The following is a 24641-nucleotide window of genomic DNA, read 5'->3' as shown; positions in this document are numbered from 1 at the left end:
GTCTTCGCAACACATTGATTTTTTCTTTCAAAAGATAAAAAACCGGCTTATTGGCCGGTTTTTTCATTTTGTTGCAGGTTTATGTTAAGTAAGCAGAAAATAACATCTGCTTAACTTCTTGTTAATCTGTATTCTCCACATTTGTGGAATAAACTAATGTTCCTGTGCAGGAGTCTTATTTATGTCTAAAAGAGAAGTTGAAATTGCCGTAATCTCTGATGTACACCTGGGTACCTATGGTTGTCATGCCAAAGAGCTTTTGAAATACCTGAAGAGCATCAAGCCAAAAATGCTGGTGCTGAATGGGGATATCATAGACATCTGGCAGTTCAGCAAAAGGTACTGGCCCGAAACGCACATGAAGGTGGTCAGAAAACTGATGAAATTTGTGGTGGAAGGTGTGCCTGTCTATTATTTAACGGGGAACCATGATGAGCTGCTGCGGAAATTTGCAGATATGCATATGGGGGCTTTTCATCTTCAGAATAAGCTGGTGGTAGAACTGGACGGGAAAAAAGCCTGGTTTTTTCATGGAGATATATTTGATGTGATCATGCAGCATTCCAAATGGCTGGCCAAACTGGGCGCAGTGGGTTACGATACTTTGATTCTGATCAACAGTTTTGTAAACTGGTTTCTCGCATTGATAGGGAAGGAAAAGATGAGTTTTTCGAAACGGATCAAGGCCAGGTTTAAAGATGCGGTTAAATTTATCAATAGTTTTGAAAATACGGCTGCAGAGCTGGCTCTCGAAAAAGGGTATGAATATGTGGTCTGCGGACATATCCATCAACCGGAAATGAGGACGATCCGTACAGCAGATGGAGAAGTAACTTATTTAAACAGTGGTGATTGGGTAGAGAACCTGACGGCCCTGGAGTATTATGATCAATCCTGGAAGGTATTTAAGTACGAACAAAAGGACTTCCAGAAGGATGAAGTTGAAGAAGGGGAATTGTCGGACGGAGAAGATCTGCACAGTAAGCTCGATGTGAACACCTTGCTGCAAAAGATTAAATTGGAAATTGCCTGAGGCGTATAAAAAAACAATATATTTTAATGAAAAATACAGATATTCGGTGCGGATGAAGATACTTTATGCCATACAGGGTACCGGCAACGGACACATTAGCCGTGCCAGGGAAATTGTACCCCTGTTACAACAATATGGGACTGTTGATCTGCTGATCAGTGGTACACAGGCAGATGTAAAACTGGTGCAGGAGGTGAAATATCAGCTGCATGGCTTTAGCTTTATTTTTGGGAAAAAAGGTGGAGTGAACCATTATGAAACCTGGAAGTCGATGAACCTGCCGCGTTTTGTGAAAGACATGCGGACTATTCCATTAAAAGATTACAACCTGATCCTGAATGATTTTGAGCCGGTAACCGCATGGGCCTGTAAAACCAGGGGTATTGAAAGTGTAGGACTAAGCCATCAGGCCTCCTTCCAGTCGGGCAAAGTGCCGAAACCCAGAAGCATTGACTGGGCACAGCTGGTGATGAAATATTATGCTCCGGCCACGCACTATGTAGGATTCCATTTTGACCGTTATGATGACTTTATCTATACTCCCGTAATCCGCGGAGAGATCAGGAACATGCAGCGCAGTAATCTTGGGCATTATACGGTGTACCTGCCGGCAATAGACGACCAGTATCTGCTGCCCCTGCTGAAGCAGGTGCCACAGGTAAAATGGGAAGTGTTTTCCAAACATAGCAGGCAAAGCTACAGGGATGAAAATGTGTGGGTAAGGGCGGTCAACAATGAGCAGTTTAACGAAAGCCTGGCTTCCTGTGAAGGTTTGTTTACCGGTGGCGGTTTTGAGGGGCCGGCCGAAGCGCTGTACCTGGGCAAAAAACTGTTGGTGGCGCCGATGAAGTTCCAATATGAGCAGCAGTGCAATGCGTATGCGCTGAAACAGTTTGGTTTGCCGGTAATCTGGGCCAGCAATAAGAACTGGCTGCCTTTAATTAAAGAATGGGTAGCCCGGCCGCAGGAGCACCATTTTGATTTTCCGGATGAAACTGCTGCAGTAATTGATAAAGTTGTAAAGCAGTTTGCCAGATAATTTGCTTTACTTTGCCTTAGGCATGATCAATCAATTTAGAAATTTAAACCCGATAAACCTGCTCATTCTGTTCGCATATACATTTTTTTTGCGGATGGCTATATTTGCGGAGCTTCCTGCTCAGCTTAATTTTGAGTTTTTAGAATCGTATACCAAGTTTTTTATTCAGATACCGGTACAGGGCTTTTTTTCTCCGGCGGCCAATGTTTTTTTTGCAGGGATTATTGTTTATGTGCAGGCTGTGCTGTTTAACCGGGTGATCAATAACCATGGGCTACTGAATAAACCAGGGTTTTTACCGGCATTGATGTATGTAACAGGTGCCAGCTTATTTATGCCTTTTTTGGTGCTGAGCCCCACCCTGATCTGTAATTTTTTGCTGATCTGGATGATGGACAAATTCCTGAAGATAGGTAAATCGCCAAATGCGATCATGATCATGTTTGATATTGGGATGATCATTGCATTGGGGACACTGATCTATTTTCCTTTTATTGTGATGCTGGTGATGATCTGGCTTACCCTGTTGCTGTACAGGAGTTTTGACTGGAGGGAATGGGTGTCGGGCCTGGTTGGCTTTCTGACCATTTTCTTTTTTGTTGGCGTATTCTATTACTGGAACGACAGCCTGTCTATGTTCTATAAGATCTGGTTACCGCTGGGCAATAAATTCCCTTCGGTTTTTAAGATCAATTATAACGATTACCTGGTTCTTGTACCAGTTCTGGTGATGATGGTACTGGCGGTACTGCAATTGCGTGAGAACTTCTTCAGGAGCTTTATCAGTACCCGAAAAGCCTTTCAGATGCTGTTCTTTATGTTTATGGTAAGTATTGTCAGCTTTTATACGAAGCCAGACTTCCGACTGTACCATTTTCTGCTGTGTGTGCCACCGGGAGCAGTTTTGCTGGCTTATTATTTTTCAAATGCCAAAAAGAGATGGTTTTATGAAAGCTTATTCCTCATCCTGGTTTTTGCCATTCAGTACTTTTTGTTTGTTTAACTTTTTTTAACAATTTGAGACCTTGAAACTAGCTAAAGATTGATAGCTTTGTGCAATGAAGTCTGGAGTAGTTAATGCATAACCTGGTTATAGATATTGGGAATACAAATAGTAAGCTGGCTGTTTTTAAAGAAAAAACGTTAGTAGACTACCAGGTTCTTAAGCAGATTGTTCCGGCTGATCTTGTAAAATTAATAACCCGGTACGGGGTGCTCAATTCAACTGTTTCCAGTGTTGCTGAAGATTTACAGGAAGTGATCAGTGTTTTAACATCAAATACAAATTACATTCCTTTCTCTACAAATATCAATACGGGGATTAAAAACAATTACCGGAGCCTGTCTACACTGGGTTTGGACCGTTGGGCCAAAGTTATTGCAGCGAATAGCTGTTATGCAGGGAAAAGCTGTTTGATGATAGATGCCGGGACCTGTATTACCTACGATCTGCTGAACAGTGAACGTGAATACTCGGGGGGAAGCATCAGCTTAGGTGTGGCCATGCGTTTTAAAGCGCTGCATCATTTTACGGGCCGGTTACCACTGGTAACCTGGGACAGGGAAAATATAGAGATACCGCTTGGTTCGGATACCGTTTCGGCAATTAAGAATGGTGTTTTGCAAGGGATAGTTAATGAAGTGGAGGGGTTTATATCTGCTTATAATAAAGAAAATAAAGGCCTGACGGTACTGTTAACAGGTGGTGATGCTGCTTTTTTGCTAGAACAATTAAAAAACAGCATCTTTGCGCCTCAAATTATACACGATCCGTATTTGGTATTAAAAGGATTAAATGAAGTTATTGCATTTGAATATGTACAAAAAAATTAATTATATAGTAGCGGTAATGATCTTACTGGCCAGTGTTAGCCTTAAAGCACAGGTTACTTCACAATCTCCATATTCCAGGTATGGATTGGGCAATATGAAAGGTTTGCTACTGCCCCAGTTCAGGGCAATGGGTGGAATCTCTACAGCGGTTTTTAGGCCCAGTACCTATTACAGTACGATCAATATGCAAAACCCTGCTTCTTATTCGGGAATTACCCTTACTACGGTAGATATCGGCATGAGTGGTGGTTTTAAGGAATTAAAAAAAGGAAGCCTGTCTGAAGGAAGCTTCAATGCAACTTTAAGCCATGTAGCCCTTGCCTTTCCGATTAAAGCGGGCCGCACTGGTTTAAGTTTTGGTTTAATGCCCTATACCGAATTGGGTTATGAGTTCAGCAATACAGAAAAACTGGATACGAACACGGTGAATAAGCTGTATTCCGGAGAAGGAGGTTTAACTAAGGCTTATTTTGGTTTGGGACAGCAGTTTGGTGACCATTTCAGGATTGGGGCCAATATTGAATATATTTTCGGGAACCTTGTGGAAAACCGGGCTTTAGAATTGCAGAGCGTAGCTTCTGTAAATACGAAACAACAGGATAAAAACAGTGTGGGTGGTATTGGCTTTTCTTACGGGGCCCAATACGAGATCCCTTTGAGCTTAAAGAGCCGCATTACCATTGGTTATTCAGGTTCTTCTCCTTCAAGTATCAATTCACAGAAGACCTTTGTGGTTACGCGTTATGTGAGACAGAGTACAGGAGATGAAGGGACAGCACTGGATACGCCGACCTTTAACCAAAACAACTCTGCGAAGCTGAAACTGCCATTGGTACATAATTTTGGGATTTCGATACAAAAAGACAATAAATGGCTGATCGGTGCCGATTACAGGATGGGCAATTGGTCTAAACTGAGCATTGATGGTGTAAACAAGGGTTTGGAAGACAGCTGGGGATTCTCTGGTGGGGCACAACTTACCCCTGATATGACTTCTATTGGCAGTTACTTTAACCGTGTAGATTACAGGGTTGGTTTTACTTATGACAAGACCTATATCAAGATTGCGGACCAGGATGTAAAGCAAATGGCTGTTACATTTGGTCTGGGACTTCCGCTGGCTTTCAACAGGTTTGCTTTTCATAAGATCAACCTGACCTCTGAGATTGGAAGAAGAGGAACGCTCAACAGCGGGCTGGTACAAGAAAATTACATTAACATTCATTTAGGGTTTACCCTTAACGATACCTGGTTCAGAAGATTTAAATTCGACTAGTATTGCCGGCAATTCATAGCCAGTAAAAGAGAAATATATTAATTATACTAATGAAAAGCAGGGGTATAATTTTAAGTTTGGTTATACTTTGCATGGCTCAGCTTTCACTGAGCTCATGTGGGGAGGATGACCTTAAAAAAGCGGCAACTCTTTCCAGAAAAATCAGTTTAGATACCACCAGGACTACCGGCGTAGAGATCATATACAGTGATTCTGCAAAGGTGAAGGCAAAAGGCTTTGCTCCGGTGCTGGATAAGATCACGCCGTCGAGCGGGGCAATTTTGCAGGAAATGCCCAAAGGTGTGAAGATCGAGTTCCTGAATGATTCCCTGAAAGTTAAGGGTTCAATTACCTCTGATTATGCGATCATAAAAGATACGGAGAAGCTGACGATCTTTAAAAGAAATGTAATAGTGGTAAACGAGAACCTGACTTTTAATACGGAAGAGCTGATCTGGGACCAGAATAAACAGATGTTTTTTTCTCCGAAAGGGGTTGTAACACAGCCTGACGGCTCTTTTGCCAATGCGGAAAATTTTAGCGCACCCCAGGATTTTAGCTATTACAAGACGGGAAGCGGCTATGGTGAGACTTATGTAAAGGAAAATTTTGGGGAATAATTTAATATTTTCTTTTTTTCGCAAAAGTTGTATCTTGCGCCCTCTTAAAAAGATTTATAAATAAGTATATTATGGGATTAATGACATTTTTGCGGAACCGCGCGGGCTATATCCTGGTAGGGGCCATCGGTTTTGCAATTGTTGCATTTTTAGTTGGTGATGCAATTAACGTGGGTAAGCCTTTCTGGGCTGAATCTCAAAAGGTTGTAGGGTCAGTTGACGGTGAAGAAATTAGCATAGATCAGTTTGGTCCGAAAGTAGACCAGAGTTTAGCGCAATTTAAACAGCAATATGGTGGTTCCGGCAATGCACAGATGCAGGCTATGGCCGTAGATAATGTGTGGCAGGGTGAAATTGCCAGTATTCTTTTAGGTAAGGAATATAACCGTTTGGGTTTAACAATATCCAGTGATGAGCTGTTTGACCTGCTGCAGGGCAAAAACCCAAGTCCGCTTATTGTACAATATTTTGGTAACCCTCAGACGGGAGAAGTAAACCGCGCTGAAGTATTGGCTTCCTTAAAACAACAGGATAAAAATCCACAGTTAGAGAAGCAATGGGAGCTTTTACAGAATGAGATTGAAAAGCAGGCACTTCAGAAAAAATATGCCAACCTGATCAGCAATTCTATTTATGTGACTACGCTGGAGGCCAATGATGATTACCAGAACCGTAATAAACTGGCGAGCTTCAAGTATACCCTGCTGGATTATGCAGCTGTGCCGGATGCGACAGTAAAACCAACAGAGTCTGATTATTCAGATTACTATAATGAAAACAAGAAACGTTTTGAAAATCCATCGGAGACGCGCTCGTTTGAATATGTGGCTTTCAGTGTAAGCCCTACAAAAGAAGATTCGGCGGCAGTTAAAACCCAGGTTGATAAGCTTGCGGCTGATTTTCGGACGGCAGCGAATGATTCCCTGTTTGCAGCAGTTAACTCTGATGTGAAGGTCCCATATGCGTATATGTCTAAAGGCAAACTGGATCCAGCTGTTGATTCAGTAGTGTTCAACCTTCCTGCAGGCAGCTATTATGGTCCAAGATTTTCTGGAAATTCCTATAAACTGATCAAGGTGATTGATACGCGTTTTTCTCCGGATTCGGTAAAAGCAAGCCATATTCTGCTTGATCCTTCTAAAATGGGTGGTGCTGATAAAGCTAAAAAACTGGCTGATTCCTTAAAAACATTGTTGCAGAACGGTGCTAGTTTTGCTGCATTGGCTAAACAATACAGCATTGACGGATCTAAGGATAAAGGTGGCGAGCTGGGCACATTTAGCCGTGGACAGATGGTACCTGTATTTGAAGATGCGGCATTTAACGGCAAGGCTGGCGACCTTAAAGTGGTAACTTCCCAGTTTGGCGTGCACCTGATCAAAATCGAGAAACAGATTGGCTCTTCAAAAGTGGCCAAATTGGCCTATATAGAAAAAGGACTGGCTTCGAGCAATAAAACCAGGGATGCAGCTTATAAAAAAGCAAGTGCTTTCCTGAATGAGGTGAAAAGCAATAATTTTGCTGAACTGGCCCAGAAAAAAGGGTATACAGTTGGTGTTGCAGACCGGGTTACCCCTACACAGGGTTTTGCCCCGGGCCTGGACAGTCCGCGTCAGCTGATCCGTGATGCTTACGCAACTGATAAAGGTGAAATACTGAAAGAGGTTTACCAGATGGACAATGCTTATGTAGTGGCCCGTGTAACTGATATTAAACCAAAAGGCACGCTTTCGCTGGAAGATGTGAAGAAAGAAATTGAGCCGATGGTACGTACAGCAGTTAAAGCTAAAATGCTGACTGAAAAAATGAACAAAGCCTTGCAGGGTTCAGCTAATCTGGCCCAGGTAGCGCAGAAGCTGGGTAAAACAGTAGCACCTGTTGAGAATATCGTATTTGCAAACCCTATTATCCCGGGCGCAGCCCAGGAAAATAAACTGGTAGGTTCGGTTTTTGGATCCCAACCTGGAAAACTTTCAAAAGCTATAGATGGTACAGCGGGTGTATATGCTTTTACGGTAGATGGTTTTAGCCAGCCAGCTCCTTTAGCGAACACATACAAGCAAAAAGAAGCCATGATGCAGGCGGGTGGACAGCGCGCTTTAGGTGCGGCTTTCCAGGCCTTACAGGATAAAAGTAAGATAAAAGACAATAGGGTGAAATTCTATTAAGCTTATTTTACGTAATTTTGTAGCCGGAAGTCCTTTGACTTCCGGCTTTTTTGCATCCTAACATTTACAATATGGATATTCAGGAAAATTTTGTCAATAAAGTAGCGGCAAGTGGTTTGATCACCCTTAACCTGGAAGATTATTTTCATCCTGGCGAAAGGATTGTTTACGATATAAAGGATAACCTTTTTCATGGTTTGATGTTGAGGGAAAAGGATTTCAGGGAGTTTATCAAGACCCATGACTGGTCGGCCTATACCGGAAAGAATGTGGCCATCATTTGCAGTGCAGATGCCATTGTGCCTACCTGGGCCTATATGCTACTGGCCAATAAAATGAAACCTTATGCCAATGAAGTGGTTTTTGGCAGCCTGGAAACGCTGGAAGCAGTTTTATTTGCCAAAGCATTGTCTAAAATAGATATAAATGCGTTTGCGGGTGAGCGCGTGGTGATTAAGGGTTGCGCGGATATTGACGTTACCGTGGCCGCATATGTGGAGATTACTAATTTGCTGACGCCGGTGGTGAAAAGTATAATGTATGGTGAGCCCTGCTCTACTGTGCCTATTTATAAGCGTAAGGATTAATTTGGATTGCTTTTTGTTTGGAGCTTAACTATGAAAAGATCGCTATTGTTTATTGCTGTTACATGGTTAAGCTTCAGTGGATTTGCACAGGAGTTGCCTTTTGTAAAGGAGCCTGTTTTTCAGGCCGGGGAAGTATTGAAATATAAGTTAAAATATGGCTTTATCACTGCTGCTGAAGGAACGCTACAGGTAAAGGAATCGACACTTAAATTTGATGGAAAGCCTACTTTTAACCTGGTTGTGGACGGTGAGACATCAGGAACTTTTGATATTTTTTATAAAATAAGGGACCATTACGATTCCTATATAGATAAGGACAATTTAAAGCCGTACTTCTATCAGGAGAATATACGTGAAGGAGGATACAGGAGACAGGACAAGGCGAGGTTTAACCAGGAGGGTAAAAAAGTGGTGGCAACACAAGGCACCTTTAATACGCCAAACACACAAACTTTTGACCTGGTCTCGGCCTATTACTTTGCGCGGAGTCTGGACATCTCGAAAATGAAGATAGGAGATAATGTAAAGCTGAATTATTTTCTGGGTGATGAGATCAGCCAGCTTGAAATCCAGTTTGTAGGGCGTGAAGTGGTGAAGACCAAAATGGGTAAGATCAAATGTTTGAAATTTAGTCCTTCTATAAAGCCCGGCCGTGTTTTCAGGAAGGACAGCAAGCTGTACCTCTGGATTACAGATGATGGGAACAGGGTTCCTGTAAAGGCCCAGGTAGAGATCATAGTGGGCTCGGTAACTATGGAAATTAAATCGGCAGATGGGTTAAAGTACCCTTTAGCGATAGTTAAATAAAAAGAGCTGCAATGGCAGCTGAAAAAGATAATGATAGAAGTACAAAATACACTGGTACATGAAGACCTGATAAAGGAGAGTTTTGTGTGTAACCTCAATAAGTGCAAAGGTATTTGTTGTGTAGAGGGGGATGCGGGTGCGCCGCTGGATGTTGCAGAGACCGCTATTCTGGCCGAGGTATATCCGAAAATTAAGCATTTACTGGAGCCTAAGGGTATTGCTGCCATTGAGCAACAGGGGACTTCGGTGGTAGATGCGGATGGAGATCTGACCACGCCTTGTGTGGATGGAAATAAAGAATGTGCCTATGTGACCTTTGAAAACGGCATTACCAAATGTGGGATAGAAAAAGGCTATGAACAGGGGCTGGTGGACTGGCAAAAACCGATTTCCTGTCACCTTTACCCAATCAGGCTTACCCGCTACCCTGAATTTGAAGTGCTGAATTACGACAGGTGGCACATATGCCACGATGCCTGCTCGTTTGGCAGGGAGCTGAAAGTTCCTGTATATCAGTTTTTAAAAGGTCCGCTGATCAGAAAATACGGTGCTGAATGGTTTGAGGAATTGGAAAATACTGTATCTTCGGAAAAGAGCGATAAAAGTTGATTGAATATTAACCTCAAACATTTATAAATTGAAAGGAATAATTTTAGCAGGTGGAAGCGGAACCAGGCTTCACCCCCTTACCCTGGTGATGAGCAAGCAGATGATGCCTGTTTATGATAAACCAATGATCTATTACCCTTTGTCTATCCTGATGCTGGCGGGTATAAGAGAAATCCTGATCATTTCTACCCCACATGATCTTCCAAATTTCGAAAAGCTATTGGGTGATGGGGACCGTTTGGGCTGCAAATTCTCTTATGCTGTACAGGAACAGCCAAATGGACTGGCACAAGCTTTTGTAATTGGTGCGGATTTTATTGGTAAGGATAAAGTGGCCCTGGTACTGGGTGACAATATATTTTACGGAGACGGTATGTCGAAACTGTTGCAGGCAAGTGCAGACCCCGATGGGGGCGTTGTATTCGCCTACCGGGTTTCTGATCCGGAACGTTATGGTGTAGTGGAGTTCAATGACGAGAATACGGCTATTTCTATTGAAGAGAAGCCTGTTCAGCCAAAATCTGACTATGCGGTTCCGGGATTGTATTTTTACGATAACAGTGTGGTAGAGATTGCGAGGAACATCAAACCATCACCGAGGGGGGAATATGAGATTACAGATGTCAACAAAGTATACCTGGAGCAGGGTAAACTGAAGGTAGGGGTACTGAGCCGCGGAACAGCCTGGCTGGATACCGGAACTTTTGCATCGCTGATGCAGGCGGGCCAGTTTGTGCAGGTAATTGAGGAGCGGCAGGGGCTGAAGATCGGTTGTATTGAAGAGGTTGCGTACAGGATGGGATTTATTGATAAACAACAGCTGAAAAAGATTTCGGAGCCTTTAGTGAAGAGTGGTTATGGAGCGTATTTGCTTAAAATGATAAAGTGACAAAGTGAGTGTTATCTTCCGCAGAAGAGAACGGTTATTTTTCCCCCTTTATATGCTAAAATCGTTTAATGATATGATAATATCATAAAATAATTAAAGCCAGAATTCCCGTCCTTTGAATAACCAAATATTTAAACCGGATGTCGAAAAATAAATACCTCTTTCCTTTTATCATGATCACCTCATTGTTCTTTATGTGGGGTTTTGTACATAACCTGGACCCGGTGCTGATCCCACACTTAAAGCGTTCATTTAGCCTGAGTACTTTACAGGCCTCGCTGGTAGATTCTGCGGTATTTATAGCCTATTTTGTAATGGCCTTACCAGCAGGCTTCCTTTTAAAGAAATATGGATATAAGAAGGGCATCATTATCGGGCTTGCTTTTTTTGCCTTAGGCTCATTCTTATTTATTCCTGCGGCCAATACACAGTTGTATGTATTCTTTTTGGGCGCATTGTTTATCATCGCCTGTGGCCTTACGATATTGGAAACGGCTGCTAATCCTTATGCTTCGTTGCTGGGGCCGCCGGAAACGGCCACTTTCCGTTTAAATTTTGCACAGACTTTTAACGGGCTTGCAGCAGCAATGGCGCCAATTATTGGGGTGCGTGTAATTTTAATCAAAGGACTTTCGGACGAAGAATTAAGTACGATGACGGAATCGGCAAAGCAGCTGGCCCTGGCGTCGGAGGCTTCTTCTGTAAAGACACCTTATCTGATTTTAGGAAGCATTATCCTGGTTATCGCTGTGATATTTCTTTTCCTGAAACTTCCGGAGATCAAGGAAGAAGAGGATATTAAAGCTGAAAAGACAGGGATATTGCATGCTTTGCGCCACAAACATTTATCCTGGGCGGTTGCTGCGCAATTTTTTTATGTAGGTGCGCAGGTTTGTGTATTTAGTTTTTTCATCCTTTATGCTACCGACGTTGCAGGGATCAGTCAAAAGTCGGCCGGAGATTATGCCGGTGGTGTGGGACTGGCATTTCTGCTGGGGAGGGTATTAGGTACATTTCTGATGAAGTTTGTTAAGGCTGAATTGCTGCTGACAATCTATTCACTGATCAATGTGCTGTTGTGTATTGTTGCGATTACCGCGGGAGGTACGCTGGCACTGTTCACTGTGATCGGCATCGCATTTTTCATGTCGATCATGTTTCCGACCATTTTCTCGCTGGGGATCAAAGACCTGGGGAGTGATACCAAGCTGGGCAGCAGTCTGATCATCATGTCTATCGTAGGCGGTGCTGTTTTGCCACCTGCTATGGGTTATATCAGCGATGTGACGCATAACATTCAGACCGGATACATTGTGCCTTTAATTTGTTTTGTAGTGGTGTTTATGTTTGGTTTAAAGGGCCATAAAGTTATTAAAAGTGTAAAATATGAATAAAAGATATTGTCTGACACTGGACCTGATTGCGGATGAGTGGCTGATTGCCGAGTATGAGGAGATGCACCGTAAGGTATGGCCGGAGATTATAGATAGCATTACTGTGGCCGGTATTGAGGATATGGAAATTTACCGTGCAGGTACCCGCCTGTTTATGATCATGGAGGTAAATGACAGTTTTAGTTTTGATAAAAAAGCTGAGATGGACGCCGGAAATGAAAAGGTGCAGGCCTGGGAAACCTTAATGTGGAAATACCAGCAAGCAGTACCGGGTGCCAGGCCCGGAGAGAAATGGATAATGATGGATAAAATATTTGAGTTAAAGGCCTGATGTCGACGAATACAATAAAAAGTTTTTTGCAGATCCACCCGGATGATAATGTGCTGGTGGCTTTACAGGATTTGCCTAAAGGACAAATCATAACATGGAAGGGTGAGGTGATCACTTTAAAGGATGATATACGTGCCAAACATAAGTTCTTTATAACCGATCTTGCTGTTGATGCTGAGGTTTTAATGTATGGTGTACTTGTTGGAAAGGCCACTGCTTTTATTCCGCAGGGCGGTTTAATGACTACAGGCAATGTACACCATGCCTCACAGGACTATGCTTACCGGAAGGTGGATTATGAATGGCAGGTGCCGGATGTCACGAAATTTAAGGATAAGACTTTTAATGGATACCATCGGCCCGATGGAAGGGTTGGCACAGCCAATTACTGGCTTTTTGTACCTACAGTTTTTTGTGAGAACAGGAACCTGGATGTGATCAAGGAAGCTTTGTACAATACACTGGGTTATACAGTGACGGATAAATACAAACAATTTACAGAAGCTTTGCTGGATGCTTACCGGTCGGGACAAGAGCTGAGCTCATTTAAATTGGATGAACTTGTGCCTGCAGAGCCCCTTAAAAAGCGGGTATTTAAAAATGTTGACGGCATTAAATTCCTGAACCATCAGGGTGGTTGTGGTGGGACCAGGCAGGATTCGGCCTTGCTGAGCCAACTGCTTGCTGCTTATGCAGATCATCCCAATGTTGCTGGAATAACTGTTTTGAGTTTGGGTTGCCAGCATCTGCAGACGCAGGATCTGTTGAATGATGTTAAACAGAGAAATCCATTGTTTGATAAACCGGTACTGATATTTGAACAACAGCAAAGCCAGAGCGAAGAGCAATTGATCAAATCAGCTATACTGAAAACATTTCTGGGGTTGACAGAGATTGATAAAAACGAGAGAAAGCCAGCTCCGTTAAGTAAATTATGTGTGGGGGTTAAGTGCGGTGGCAGTGATGGCTTTAGTGGGATATCGGCCAATCCGGCTGTTGGTTACACCTCTGATTTATTAGTAGCTTTAGGTGCAAAAGTTTTATTGGCGGAATTCCCGGAGCTTTGCGGAGCAGAACAAAATATAATTGACAGGTGTGTGAATGAACCCACGGCAGAAAAATTTATCAGGTTGATGCAGGAATACGATGCACAGGCGCATGCTGTGGGCTCGGGTTTCCACATGAACCCCTCGCCCGGTAACATTAAAGACGGACTGATCACGGATGCGATAAAAAGTACGGGGGCTGCTAAAAAAGCAGGAACATCACCTGTGGTGGATGTACTGGATTATACAGAACCGGTAAGCAGGCCAGGTTTAAGTTTGGTATGTACACCGGGTAATGATGTAGAGGCGACTACGGGAAAGGCTGCAAGTGGGGCCACACTGATTTTATTTACAACAGGATTGGGTACACCAACCGGAAATCCGGTTTGCCCGGTTATTAAAGTAGCGACAAATACTGCATTGGCCACAAGGATGAGTGATATCATTGACATTGATACCGGTGCCATTATCAGGGGCGAGAAGACGATAGAGGAAATGGGTGCAGAAATTCTGGAATATTGCATAAAAGCCGCCAGTGGAGAGATCATTCCAAAGGCAGTACAGTTGAACCAGGATGATTTTATTCCATGGAAAAGAGGAGTTTCATTATAATTATTAAAAATGTTTAGTTTAAAAGGAAAATCAGCGATTGTTACCGGAGGAGGAAGTGGGATAGGCAAGGCCATATCCGTGCTTTTTGCAAAACAAGGGGCAGATGTACACATAGTGGAATTAAATGCAGCTGCAGCTTTACAGGCTGTTAATGAAATAAAGGCCGCAGGAGGGCAGGCTTTTGCGTATGGTTGTGACGTGAGCCGGCAATCGGATGTTGTTGAGGTATTTCATCAGATCGGTAATATAGATATCCTGGTAAATAATGCCGGTATTGCCCATATTGGAAGGGCGGATACGACTACAGAAGCCGAGTTTACAAAGGTATTTGATGTAAATGTTAAGGGAGCCTACAATTGCCTGTATGCTGCCATTCCTGTTATGAAGCAAAAAGGTGCGGGTGTAGTGCTCAATATGGCTTCTATAGGGGCATTGGTGGGTTTGGCAGACCGTTTTGCCTATTCTATGAGTAAAGGTGCTGTTTATGCGATGACCCTGTCGGTTGCCAAAGATTACATGGCAGATGGCATCCGGTGCAACAGCATATCACCGGCAAGGATACATACCCCATTTGTAGACGGCTTTATTGCCAAAAACTATGCCGGGCAGGAAGCAGAAATATTTGAAAAACTATCTAAAAGTCAGCCTATAGGTAGAATGGGAAAACCAGAAGAAGTTGCTTCACTGGCCCTTTACCTATGTTCTGACGAAGCGGGTTTTGTAACGGGCAACGACTATCCGCTGGATGGAGGCTTTATTAAATTGAATAATTAAGTTGGGATAACAAACAATTATTATCTTTCAGGAAAAAAAGAAAAAAAATGAAATTAATTAGATGGGGAGCTGCCGATCTGGAAAAGACCGGTGTAATTTTAAACGATACCTGGTACGATACTTCAGCTTTTGGTGAGGATTATAACGAGAAATTCTTTAAGGATAAGGGACTGGAACGTCTTGCGGCATTTGTGAAGGCAAATGAAGGTAAATTACCAGTTGTACCTGCAGGAAGCAGATTAGGCTCGCCGATAGCGCGTCCTTCAAAGATTGTATGTATCGGATTGAACTATGCAGATCATGCAAAGGAAACAGGTGCGCCTATACCACCGGAGCCGGTTATATTTATGAAATCGACTACTGCATTGGTTGGCCCTTTTGATGATATTGTGATCCCTAAAAATTCGGTTAAAACCGACTGGGAAGTAGAACTAGCAGTAGTTATAGGAAAAAAAGCATCGTATGTAGAAGAGGCAGATGCCCTGAATTATGTGGCGGGTTATGTATTGCACAATGATGTTTCGGAACGTGAGTTTCAGATAGAAAGAAACGGTACCTGGGACAAAGGAAAAGGCTGTGATACTTTTGCGCCGCTTGGCCCGTTCCTGGCTACAAAGGATGAAATTGCCGATGTAGACAACCTCAGACTTTGGCTTACCGTTAACGATAAAAAAATGCAGGACGGCAATACTTCTAATTTTATATTCAATGTACCTTTTGTAGTGGCTTATGTGAGCCAGTTTATGACGCTTTTACCAGGTGACGTGATCTCGACAGGAACCCCTGCAGGTGTTGGACTGGGTTTTAACCCGCCGGTATACCTTAAAGATGGTGATGTGGTTGAGCTGGGCATTGAGGGTCTGGGCAGTTCTAAACAGCAGGTGAAGAATTATGTTAAAAATTGATGCCCATCAGCATTTCTGGATATATGATACGTTAAGGGACAGCTGGATCACCGAGGATATGGCGGTGTTGAGGGCAGATTTTAAGCCTGAACAGCTATTACCCTTACTTCAGCAGCATCATTTTGACGGGAGTGTTGTTGTACAGTCGGACCAGTCGGCAGCCGAAAATCTTTTTCAGCTTAAAAATGCAGCTGAGAATGACTTTGTGAAAGGTGTTGTAGGTTGGGTTGATTTGCAGGCCCCGGATATTGAAGTGCAGCTTTCGGTTCTACAGGAATACGATAAGTTAAAGGGTTTCAGGCATATTTTACAAGGTGAACAAGACCGTGCACTAATGCTGAGGCCGGAATTTTCAAACGGCATAGGTAAGCTCAGACCGTTTGGTTATACCTATGATATCCTGATTTTTCCGGATCAGCTAAGATACGCTGCTGAACTGGTTTCAAGGTTTCCGGACCAGCCCTTTGTGCTGGACCATATGGCAAAGCCAGACATTAAAAACGGAAATACCGGGGATTGGAAAAAGGATATTGTTGCTTTGGCCAAGTATGAAAATGTCTACTGCAAAGTCTCGGGAATGGTAACTGAGGCCGACTGGCAACATTGGAAACCGGAAGATTTTGAACCTTATCTGGACGTTGTTTTTGAAGCTTTCGGACCGGCAAGGCTAATGTATGGATCTGACTGGCCGGTTTGTCTGGTGGCAGCGGCTTACCAGCGGGTACTTGGTATAATGGAACAGTATACTTTAAAATTATCTGCCGATGAACAAAGTATGTTCTGGGGTGGTAATGCAACAAAATTCTATAATCTATAAAATACAGCAATCGATGGATTTGCAATTAAAAGATAAAGTGGTCATTGTTACCGGTGGCGCAAAAGGTATTGGAGAAGGTATTGTAAGGGTACTGGCTAAAGAAGGGGCTATTCCCGTTATTGTTGGAAGAAACGAACAGGATAACCTGAGACTTGCCAGGGATATCAGTGCAAATGGCGGACAGGTTTTTCAGGTAAGTGCTGAGCTGACCAATCCTGCGGCAGCAGCAAAAGCAGTTGAAATTGTTTTGGAGAAATTTGGCCGGATTGACGGATTGGTAAATAATGCAGGTGTAAATGACGGTGTGGGGCTGGAGAGTGGTAGTTATGAACGTTTTGTAGACAGCCTGCACAAGAATGTGATCCACTATTATCTGATGGCACATCATGCCTTGCCCGCATTAAAGGCTTCAAAAGGTGCAATTGTGAATATCGGTTCAAAGGTGGCGGATACCGGGCAAGGTGGGACTTCTGCTTATGCGGCCTCTAATGGGGCCAGAAATGCTTTAACACGCGAATGGGCCTTAGAGCTACTGCCTTATGAGATTCGCGTAAATGCGGTTATTGTTGCTGAATGTTATACACCTTTGTACCAGACCTGGATCAATTCAATTCCGAATGCTGAGGAGAAACTGGCTTCGATTAAAGCCAGGATCCCTTTTGGACAAAGAATGACGACAGCGGAAGAGATTGCAAATGCAACGGTGTTTTTATTATCTGAAGCCTCCAGCCATACAACCGGACAATTGGTGTATGTAGATGGAGGCTATGTGCATTTAGATAGATCTATCTAAATTATATGGCTTTGGTTTCTTCTTTTAACCAGGCCGCTTCATCAGGAGTTAATAAAGGACCTAGTTTTTCAAAAACCATAGCGTTATAATTGTTCAGCCATGCTAGCTGTGCTGCTTCCAGCAGGCCTTTTTTTACAATTTTAGTGCTGATGGGTGCAATGGTAAGGCATTCAAAGGCGTAAAATTCATTGAATTCATTGCTGACATCCCTAATGGTGTTGACCAGGTTTTCAATACGGATGCCGTGTTTGCCGGGGCGGTATACTCCAGGTTCTACAGAAGTGATCATCCCGGGTTCAACAGGGACGGGATTGGCTGTTGGGTTAAATACCTGCGGACCTTCGTGGACATTGAGGAAATAGCCTACCCCGTGGCCGGTGCCATGACCATAATTAATAGCATAATCCCATAGAGGCTTGCGGGTGATGGCGTCAATCTGGTAGCCACAGGTACCTTTAGGAAAACGAGCTTTACAGCCATCGATCATCCCTTTGAGCACCAAGGTATAGTCTGTACTTTCCTCTTCAGTATTGTTTCCCATTGGAATGGTACGGGTAATGTCGGTAGTTCCATAATAATACTGACCACCGGAATCCACAAGGAACAGGCCCTCAGCTTTAACCGCTGCATTGCTTTCTTCCGATGCCCCATAGTGAGGCAGTGCAGCATGTGCTTTATAGGCACTGATGGTATTAAAACTATCGCCAATAAAGCCTGGCTGCTCCAGTCTGAACTTGCGGAGTTCGGCTGCGGCAGAAAGTTCTGTAATGGTTGTTTTACCTATATTTTCGGAAAGCCATTTTAAAAAACGGGTAATGGCCAGGCCATCCTTAAGCATTGCTGCTCTGGTATTAGAAAGCTCAGTTTCGTTTTTAACCGCCTTTAAGTTGGTGGTAGGGTTGGTATCTTTTATGATCCTTACAGTTGAAGGGACCAGTTTATAGAAAGCAAAACAATTGCGTTTTGGATCGATAAGGATGTTGCTGTCGGCCGGAATATGTGTGATGGCCTGTTCAATTTCTCCGTAAGGCAGTACTTCCACCCCGCTCTTTAACAAGGTTTCTTTTTCTGCTGAACTCAGTTTATCTACATCGATATATAGCGTAGCGTGGTCCTGACTGATGAGTGCAAAGCTCAGGACTACAGGGTTATAGCTTACATCTTTACCGCGGATGTTGAATAACCAGGCCAGATCGTCAAGAGAGGAAATGAGGTGGTATCCTGCAGCCTGTTGCTGCATAGCTGCCCTTAACTGCTCAAGTTTGGTCCGTACAGACTGACCTGTATACTGCTCTTCGATTAAAAAAGCCTTTTCCGAAGGTAATTCAGGCCTGTTTTTCCAGATTGGGCTTAAATAGTCTTTGTTGCTCAGACTTATTCCTTTAACGGATAGTTTCTGGGTAAGCATTTCGCCCAGCAATACCGATAACAATTTATCATCAGCAGCAACCGTTGCACCTTTATCGAATTTTTCAGTTAGCCATTGGATGTATTCAGGGGCATGCTGTACCTTTTGTTTCATGAGCTCAAAGCCACTTCCTTTTAATTCATCTGCAGCCTGTTCAAAATAACGAAAGTCGGTCCATAGACCTGCAGTGTCCTGGGTAATGACCAGCGTTCCTGCCGAACCACTAAAACCTGACGCGAAAGGTATACATTTGTAACGCCTGGGTAAATATTCGCTGATATGCGGGTCGGCAGATGGGATGATATAAGCCTGTACATTGTCGGCCTTCATTTGACGGCGTATTTCGTTCAGTTTTTCCAGGTAAGTCATATTCAGCTTTTTTTGTATGTCAGTATATGTGCAAAGCTATGAATTTATTTCCTTGCAGCATATTTCGGTATGCTTTCTGTGGGGTTTAGGCTGTCGTGACATTTTAAATTCCTGTTAAAATTATGTAACTTCCGCATTAATAATCGAATCAGTTGAGTTTATAAATAAAATCTACTAGATTTGTAGAGTATGCGGTTGTCTACCATAGGGGAAATAGAATTATTAGAGAAACTTAAGCAACAGAACAGGGCAGCATTTTCGCAGCTGTATAACTTGTATGTTAAGAAGATCTATGCTTATGCCCTTGGCATTCTTAAATCGCCTGTACTTGCTGAGGATGTTACACAGGATACTTTTGTAAAGTTATGGGAGCATGCGGCATCAGTGAGGACCGACCGTTCGGTTCAGGGTTTTCTTTTTACCATTGCAAGAAACCTGGCGTTAAATATTCTTAAACAGGCTTCAAGGGAGACATGGATCTCGGATGAACTGTTTGGACACGCACTGGACCAGAGTGAAGATGGTTTGCAATATACTGAAAGAAGGCAAACAGGTGAATTTATTGGAAAAGCAATTGCGCAGCTTCCTCCACAGCGGCGCCTTATTTACGATCTTTGCCGTAATTATGGTTATTCTTATAAACAGGCGGCAGAGAAACTGGGCATAAAAGACAGTACCGTAAACAGCCAGATGGTAAAAGCATTGAAAACGATTAAAGATTTTATGGTCCGTAATGGCGCTTTATTGTTGCTTTTGTTTTACCGAAGCTAATTTTTCAAAAAAAAAGGATATTTATTTTTTACTGGCGTACATGTACCCGTCCTGTTAATTGTAATATATATAAACAGGTAAGAAAAATTGGAAAATCCCATCAAACAATTATTTGTAAACTTCATTTTAAACCGCTGTAGTCCGGCTGAGATCAAACAGGTCGAAGAATTGGTTAAAAACGGTGGCCATGAACTGGAATGGCGTACAGCACTGGAAGAAACTGAACAGGAATTTGCAAATTCCGAGCATGCAGATTTGGTGATCAATGAAAGGGAGCTTTTTAAAAGGATCAACTATTCGATTGGCACAAGCGTACCGTCCCGGCAAAAACTATGGGGATGGCTGACTGCTGCTGCATCAATTATATTGATTGCAGGCGTTGGCTTATGGTTAATGCGTTCGGAGGTACGTGTACCGCATGCCATGGAAGCTAAAAGTTCATCGGTACAAGCCCGGAAAGACACGACACACAAATGGATCAAATTACCTGATGGCAGTTCGGTACAGTTGAACTATGACAGTTATCTGGAGTATGCCGATTCATTTGAAGGCAAAGCATTGCGTGAGGTACGTTTGATCGGGGAAGCTTATTTTGACATTAAACATGATGCGAAACATCCCTTTGTGATCCATACCGGTAAAATTAAAACTACAGTATTGGGTACTGCTTTTAACATTAGTGCCTATCAGGCCAGTAAGGCTGTTACCGTAACGGTGACCCGCGGAAAGGTAAAAGTGGAGGATGAAGATAGGACACTGGCCATACTGACGCCCGACCAGCAGCTGGCCTGGAGTGCAAGGTTGCCAGAACCTGTAAAAGCAAAAGTGAACGCTGAGGTGGTGCTGGAATGGAAGAAACAGGACCTGATCATGGACGACATTACCCTGATGGAAGCTGCGCAGATGATCACAGAACGGTATGGGGTGAAGGTTCGCTTTAATAATGAAAAGGTAAAAACCTGCAGGTTTACTGCTGCTTTTTTAAACAGAAATGATATTAACCAGGTACTGAATGTAGTGGCAGACATTACCGGGGCTAGACTTACATTAGAAAATAATATAGTGACGATTGAGGGGCCAGGATGTTAACATAATAAAAAACCTAAACAAATAAAAATGAACAATAAAGCTTCTCCTTAATATTCCACGCTCAGATCAAAAGAAGCAAACTCCGGGTGCAACCGGAGCTTGCGGATGGTCTCAATTCATGTATCAGTTCAAACTAAAACCAACGCAATGTATTACAATTCTACTCGTTTTGCAAGCCGGTGTGTTCCGGCATTTTATTCACCGTTTAATATTAAAAAATTAAAATTTTTTATGAAAGTGAACGCGGTCCTATTGATGATCCTTTTATTTGCAGTCGGCAGCCTGACCGCCTCCACCGGATCTGCCCAAACCCTTGCCGACGTAAAAGTCTCTGTCGGGATGAACCAGGGGACACTTCGCAGCGCTTTTTCACAGATAGAAAAGCAAACAGATTTCAGGTTTGCGTATCGGAATGAGCTGATTGCGGCCTTTAAAAATTTAAATATCAGCGGAGAGACCCGTTCTGTGAAGAGCACACTGGATGAGCTGTTAAAAGGTACAGGATTAAATTATAAGCAGCTAAACAACAGCATTATTATTTTTAAGGAAGTGGCAGTTGCATCAAGCGCCGCTAGACAGGACATTTATATCAACGGTTTGGTAACCGATGAGAACAATCTTCCCTTGCCGGGCGTATCGGTAAAGATCAAGGGTACAAATAAGGGGGTTACTACAAGTAATGCAGGTAGATATGTTATACAGGTACCTGATGAAAATGCCATCCTTGTATTCAGTTATTTAGGTTATGTGACTACAGAGGCAACGGTTAAAAACGGCCGCGCTACGAATGTTTCTTTAAAGCCCGATGTAGGCACGCTGGATGATGTCGTTGTAATAGGTTATGGAACGACCACCAAAAGATTGAATACGGGTTCTGTATCATCGATTACAGCTAAAGATATCGCTAGTCAGCCTGTTTCCGATCCGCTTGCAGCCCTGCAGGGCCGGGTTGCTGGTTTGGATATTACAGGAACGACTGGTTATCCGGGCTCAAGTTATAATGTACGTTTAAGAGGTACCAATTCTATCCTTGCTGGTAACAGTCCTTTATATATTGTAGATGGAATTCCATTTATCTCCGAACCAATAGATCAGTTTAGGGGAGCAAATGGCAATAATAGTCCGTTAAACAGTATTAATCCTGCTGATATAGAACGAATAGATATTTTAAAAGATGCAGATGCTACCGCAATATATGGATCAAGGGGCGCAAATGGAGTGATTTTGATCAGTACCAAAAAAGGTAAGAGTGGGAAAACTGCCGTTGATGCCAAAGTGTATAGCGGCGCTGCTTTTGTAAATCATAAAATTGAAATGCTGAATACCCAGCAATATCTTGCTTTACGTAAAGAAGCTATTGCAAATGATGGCATAGCTGTAACAGATGAAAGCATACCCGACCTTAAAAAGTGGGATCAGAATCTTGACAACGATTGGCAGAAAACGTTAATGGGTGGGACTTCAAAATTTACAGAAGCTCAACTTTCTTTGTCAGGAGGATCGGATCTGACTAATTTCCTGGTGAGTGGTACCTACCGTCGTGAAGGTAATGTTACACCTGGTGATCAAAACTATCAGCGCGGTGCGGTTAACCTGAGTATGAACCACAAGTCGGCAGATAATAAGTTTAACCTCAGCACTTCATTAAAATATACGGCAGACCTGAACAAATCTTTTATTACGGATCTCACGCAATATTATAATCTTTCGCCAAACTTTCCAGTATACGGACCTGATGGTAAATATTACTGGGTAGGGAATACACAAAATCCAATGGCTCTTTTTGAAAGGGATTATGAGTCGCAAACCAATAACCTTTTTGGAAATGTTCTGGCAAAATATAACATTTTTAATGGTTTAAGTGCTCAGGTAAGTTTAGGTTATAACCGTATGACCTTAAAACAGACACAGACTGTTCCTGAGATTTCTTCTAACCCCTTAAATTACACCGAAAGTGAGGCTTATTATGGGAATAGTGAATTGAACTCTTATATTGTAGAGCCACAGCTGGACTATGTCCGTAAAATAGGAAAAGGGACTTTAAATTTATTATTGGGGGGTACCTTTCAATCCAGCATTAACGAAGGATTGAACCTTCTGGGATCTGGCTACCCGAGTGACGAACAGTTAAAAAACCCTAATGTTGCTGTTAAGTTAGAATCGAGGAATTATAATTATACCGACTATAAGTATACCTCTATATTTGGACGTGCCACCTACAATCTGGATGAAAAGTATATTGTAAATGGAACTTTCAGACGTGATGGATCTTCCCGTTTTGGACCTGATAGAAGGTTCGGGAACTTTGGGGCTATAGGTGTGGCCTGGTTGCTTGCAAATGAATCATTCATTAAAGATAACCTGGGTTTTTTAAGTTATGGTAAATTGAGGGGCAGTTATGGAACAGTTGGTAATGACCAGATCGGTGATTATGAATATTATGATGGCTGGGGGGCATCAAGTTTTCCTTATGCAGGAAGCCCAACGCTAAGCCCAAGCCGTTTTTCAATTCCGACATACCAGTGGGAAGTAAACCATAAATTTGAAGTAGGACTTGAGCTTGGATTCCTGAAAGACAGGATTTTAATGACTGCCAGCTACTACCGCAACAAATCTGGAAATATGCTGATCAGTTATCCTTTATCACCACAATCTGGTTTTGAGGACTATGTAGCCAATCTTCCGGCAGAGCTGGAAAATAAAGGTTTTGAATTGGAATTAAATACCGTAAATGTCAATGAAAAGAACTTTAAATGGAATACTTCCTTTAATCTTACTATAGCAAAAAATAAGCTTTTAAAGTATCCAGGATTAGAAAATACCGCTCTGGCCAGCAGATACTTTATAGGTCAGCCTATTGATGTGACTACAGGATATATTTTTGACGGAATTGATCCTCAAACAGGACTGGCTAAAATTAAAGACCTAAATAATGACCAGGACATTGATGATATAAGCGATTTTACCTTTCTGGGTACAACCACACCTAAATTTTATGGTGGGATTATGAATAAGTTTAGTTATAAGAACTGGAGTCTTGATTTCTTTTTCCAGTTTGTAAAACAGGAAGGCCCGTCATTAAATTATGGTTATTTATCTGTGCCTTATGGTTTTATGGTGAATAAAGATGTCAGCGCACTTGACAGATGGACCCCGGACAACAGGCAAACCGATATTCCAAAGGCAACGGCGAGTGCAAGTGGGGATGCTTATGTTTCCTATAGTCAGTGGAGATTATCGAGTGCCAATTGGAAGGACGCTTCCTTTATCCGGTTAAAAAATGTGGCTTTGCGTTATAGCCTGGGTTCACTTGCAAAACGCCTTCATGTTGGTAACCTGACGGTATTTGCTCAGGGACAGAATCTGTTTACCATAACTAATTATGATGGTTTTGACCCCGAGACTAAAGGGTTGGCTATGCCTCCTTTGAGTATTTATACAGCTGGGCTACAACTATCTTTTTAACTTCTT

General features: G+C 42.7%; 22 protein-coding genes. 21 read left to right on the top strand and 1 reads right to left on the bottom strand.

The genetic code is table 11. The features are described 5' to 3' along the window. Positions 1-181 precede the first annotated feature (181 nt). The 18 genes from HDC92_RS16805 to HDC92_RS16720 all read left to right on the top strand — a co-directional run bounded on the left by HDC92_RS16805 (position 182) and on the right by HDC92_RS16720 (position 17533). Positions 182-1033 (top strand): UDP-2,3-diacylglucosamine diphosphatase, encoded by an 852-nt coding sequence (locus HDC92_RS16805; protein ID WP_183876205.1) that lies wholly within the window; start codon positions 182-184, stop codon positions 1031-1033. A gap of 52 nt (positions 1034-1085) precedes the next feature. Then, positions 1086-2072: a glycosyltransferase family protein gene (locus tag HDC92_RS16800; protein WP_015809830.1), complete on the top strand. Its 987-nt coding sequence runs from the start codon at positions 1086-1088 to the stop codon at positions 2070-2072. 22 nt (positions 2073-2094) lie between these two features. Then, the gene (locus HDC92_RS16795; RefSeq protein WP_015809829.1) at positions 2095-3075 is read left to right on the top strand and encodes a DUF6427 family protein; all 981 of its coding nucleotides are present in this window, start codon (positions 2095-2097) and stop codon (positions 3073-3075) included. Positions 3076-3149: 74 nt separating this feature from the next. Then, a complete protein-coding gene (locus HDC92_RS16790) occupies positions 3150-3905 on the top strand; it encodes a type III pantothenate kinase (RefSeq protein WP_183876203.1) in 756 nt (251 codons plus the stop codon). Continuing rightward, entirely contained in the window at positions 3868-5181 is a 1314-nt protein-coding gene (locus HDC92_RS16785; protein WP_238326519.1) for a hypothetical protein, read from the top strand. The genes HDC92_RS16790 and HDC92_RS16785 overlap by 38 nt, the downstream gene beginning before the upstream one ends. A gap of 92 nt (positions 5182-5273) precedes the next feature. Then, complete coding sequence (locus tag HDC92_RS16780; protein ID WP_015809826.1) at positions 5274-5801, top strand: hypothetical protein; 528 nt, start codon at positions 5274-5276, stop codon at positions 5799-5801. A gap of 71 nt (positions 5802-5872) precedes the next feature. After that, positions 5873-7969, top strand: a complete 2097-nt coding sequence (locus tag HDC92_RS16775; RefSeq protein ID WP_183876202.1) for a peptidylprolyl isomerase — start codon at positions 5873-5875, stop codon at positions 7967-7969. 71 nt (positions 7970-8040) lie between these two features. Then, positions 8041-8556, top strand: coding sequence for a DUF2480 family protein (locus tag HDC92_RS16770; RefSeq protein WP_015809824.1), 516 nt, complete (start codon positions 8041-8043; stop codon positions 8554-8556). A 30-nt stretch (positions 8557-8586) separates the two neighbouring features. After that, on the top strand, positions 8587-9363 hold the full coding sequence (locus HDC92_RS16765; protein WP_015809823.1) for a DUF3108 domain-containing protein: 777 nt from the start codon (positions 8587-8589) through the stop codon (positions 9361-9363). A 30-nt stretch (positions 9364-9393) separates the two neighbouring features. Continuing rightward, positions 9394-9972: a DUF3109 family protein gene (locus HDC92_RS16760; RefSeq protein ID WP_015809822.1), complete on the top strand. Its 579-nt coding sequence runs from the start codon at positions 9394-9396 to the stop codon at positions 9970-9972. A gap of 28 nt (positions 9973-10000) precedes the next feature. Next, positions 10001-10861, top strand: coding sequence for a glucose-1-phosphate thymidylyltransferase RfbA (gene rfbA / locus HDC92_RS16755; RefSeq protein WP_015809821.1), 861 nt, complete (start codon positions 10001-10003; stop codon positions 10859-10861). A 140-nt stretch (positions 10862-11001) separates the two neighbouring features. Next, complete coding sequence (gene fucP / locus HDC92_RS16750) at positions 11002-12255, top strand: L-fucose:H+ symporter permease (RefSeq protein WP_015809820.1); 1254 nt, start codon at positions 11002-11004, stop codon at positions 12253-12255. After that, entirely contained in the window at positions 12248-12586 is a 339-nt protein-coding gene (locus HDC92_RS16745; RefSeq protein ID WP_183876200.1) for an L-rhamnose mutarotase, read from the top strand. The genes fucP and HDC92_RS16745 overlap by 8 nt, the downstream gene beginning before the upstream one ends. Beyond that, the gene (locus tag HDC92_RS16740) at positions 12586-14244 is read left to right on the top strand and encodes a UxaA family hydrolase (protein WP_183876198.1); all 1659 of its coding nucleotides are present in this window, start codon (positions 12586-12588) and stop codon (positions 14242-14244) included. The genes HDC92_RS16745 and HDC92_RS16740 overlap by 1 nt, the downstream gene beginning before the upstream one ends. Positions 14245-14253: 9 nt before the next feature. After that, positions 14254-15018: an SDR family NAD(P)-dependent oxidoreductase gene (locus HDC92_RS16735; protein ID WP_015809817.1), complete on the top strand. Its 765-nt coding sequence runs from the start codon at positions 14254-14256 to the stop codon at positions 15016-15018. A gap of 47 nt (positions 15019-15065) precedes the next feature. Next, positions 15066-15923: a fumarylacetoacetate hydrolase family protein gene (locus tag HDC92_RS16730; RefSeq protein ID WP_183876196.1), complete on the top strand. Its 858-nt coding sequence runs from the start codon at positions 15066-15068 to the stop codon at positions 15921-15923. Then, positions 15910-16740: an amidohydrolase family protein gene (locus tag HDC92_RS16725; protein WP_015809815.1), complete on the top strand. Its 831-nt coding sequence runs from the start codon at positions 15910-15912 to the stop codon at positions 16738-16740. The genes HDC92_RS16730 and HDC92_RS16725 overlap by 14 nt, the downstream gene beginning before the upstream one ends. A gap of 13 nt (positions 16741-16753) precedes the next feature. Next, positions 16754-17533, top strand: a complete 780-nt coding sequence (locus HDC92_RS16720) for an SDR family oxidoreductase (protein WP_183876194.1) — start codon at positions 16754-16756, stop codon at positions 17531-17533. A 1-nt stretch (position 17534) separates the two neighbouring features. Here the strand turns inward: HDC92_RS16720 and HDC92_RS16715 are convergent, their stop codons facing one another. Beyond that, positions 17535-19310 carry an aminopeptidase P family protein gene (locus tag HDC92_RS16715; protein ID WP_183876192.1) on the bottom strand — a complete coding sequence of 592 codons (1776 nt, stop codon included), beginning with the start codon at positions 19308-19310 and terminating at the stop codon, positions 17535-17537. 189 nt (positions 19311-19499) lie between these two features. Between HDC92_RS16715 and HDC92_RS16710 the strand changes: the two genes are divergently transcribed. From HDC92_RS16710 to HDC92_RS16700, 3 genes are all read left to right on the top strand, one after another. Next, on the top strand, positions 19500-20081 hold the full coding sequence (locus HDC92_RS16710; RefSeq protein WP_183876190.1) for an RNA polymerase sigma factor: 582 nt from the start codon (positions 19500-19502) through the stop codon (positions 20079-20081). Positions 20082-20168: 87 nt separating this feature from the next. Continuing rightward, positions 20169-21170, top strand: a complete 1002-nt coding sequence (locus HDC92_RS16705) for a FecR family protein (protein WP_183876188.1) — start codon at positions 20169-20171, stop codon at positions 21168-21170. A 231-nt stretch (positions 21171-21401) separates the two neighbouring features. Continuing rightward, positions 21402-24635, top strand: coding sequence for a TonB-dependent receptor (locus tag HDC92_RS16700; RefSeq protein ID WP_255484563.1), 3234 nt, complete (start codon positions 21402-21404; stop codon positions 24633-24635). Positions 24636-24641: the final 6 nt, after the last annotated feature.

Origin of the sequence: Pedobacter sp. AK017 (assembly GCF_014200825.1) — a bacterium.
GTDB lineage: Bacteria > Bacteroidota > Bacteroidia > Sphingobacteriales > Sphingobacteriaceae > Pedobacter > Pedobacter heparinus.
The sequence above is the reverse complement of the archived record's forward strand: the minus strand, read 5'-3'. Positions and strand labels throughout refer to the sequence as shown.

Coding starts and splice junctions, on each gene's coding strand:
- HDC92_RS16710 (WP_183876190.1), top strand. CDS start 19,500: ATGCGGTTGTCTACCATAGGGGAAATAGAATTATTAGAGAAACTTAAG.
- HDC92_RS16780 (WP_015809826.1), top strand. CDS start 5,274: ATGGCTCAGCTTTCACTGAGCTCATGTGGGGAGGATGACCTTAAAAAA.
- HDC92_RS16775 (WP_183876202.1), top strand. CDS start 5,873: ATGGGATTAATGACATTTTTGCGGAACCGCGCGGGCTATATCCTGGTA.
- HDC92_RS16720 (WP_183876194.1), top strand. CDS start 16,754: ATGGATTTGCAATTAAAAGATAAAGTGGTCATTGTTACCGGTGGCGCA.
- HDC92_RS16800 (WP_015809830.1), top strand. CDS start 1,086: ATGAAGATACTTTATGCCATACAGGGTACCGGCAACGGACACATTAGC.
- HDC92_RS16730 (WP_183876196.1), top strand. CDS start 15,066: ATGAAATTAATTAGATGGGGAGCTGCCGATCTGGAAAAGACCGGTGTA.
- HDC92_RS16760 (WP_015809822.1), top strand. CDS start 9,394: ATGATAGAAGTACAAAATACACTGGTACATGAAGACCTGATAAAGGAG.
- fucP (WP_015809820.1), top strand. CDS start 11,002: ATGTCGAAAAATAAATACCTCTTTCCTTTTATCATGATCACCTCATTG.
- HDC92_RS16785 (WP_238326519.1), top strand. CDS start 3,868: ATGAAGTTATTGCATTTGAATATGTACAAAAAAATTAATTATATAGTA.
- HDC92_RS16805 (WP_183876205.1), top strand. CDS start 182: ATGTCTAAAAGAGAAGTTGAAATTGCCGTAATCTCTGATGTACACCTG.
- HDC92_RS16735 (WP_015809817.1), top strand. CDS start 14,254: ATGTTTAGTTTAAAAGGAAAATCAGCGATTGTTACCGGAGGAGGAAGT.
- HDC92_RS16725 (WP_015809815.1), top strand. CDS start 15,910: ATGTTAAAAATTGATGCCCATCAGCATTTCTGGATATATGATACGTTA.
- HDC92_RS16715 (WP_183876192.1), bottom strand. CDS start 19,310: ATGACTTACCTGGAAAAACTGAACGAAATACGCCGTCAAATGAAGGCC.
- HDC92_RS16745 (WP_183876200.1), top strand. CDS start 12,248: ATGAATAAAAGATATTGTCTGACACTGGACCTGATTGCGGATGAGTGG.
- HDC92_RS16765 (WP_015809823.1), top strand. CDS start 8,587: ATGAAAAGATCGCTATTGTTTATTGCTGTTACATGGTTAAGCTTCAGT.
- HDC92_RS16795 (WP_015809829.1), top strand. CDS start 2,095: ATGATCAATCAATTTAGAAATTTAAACCCGATAAACCTGCTCATTCTG.
- HDC92_RS16740 (WP_183876198.1), top strand. CDS start 12,586: ATGTCGACGAATACAATAAAAAGTTTTTTGCAGATCCACCCGGATGAT.
- HDC92_RS16700 (WP_255484563.1), top strand. CDS start 21,402: ATGAAAGTGAACGCGGTCCTATTGATGATCCTTTTATTTGCAGTCGGC.
- HDC92_RS16770 (WP_015809824.1), top strand. CDS start 8,041: ATGGATATTCAGGAAAATTTTGTCAATAAAGTAGCGGCAAGTGGTTTG.
- HDC92_RS16790 (WP_183876203.1), top strand. CDS start 3,150: ATGCATAACCTGGTTATAGATATTGGGAATACAAATAGTAAGCTGGCT.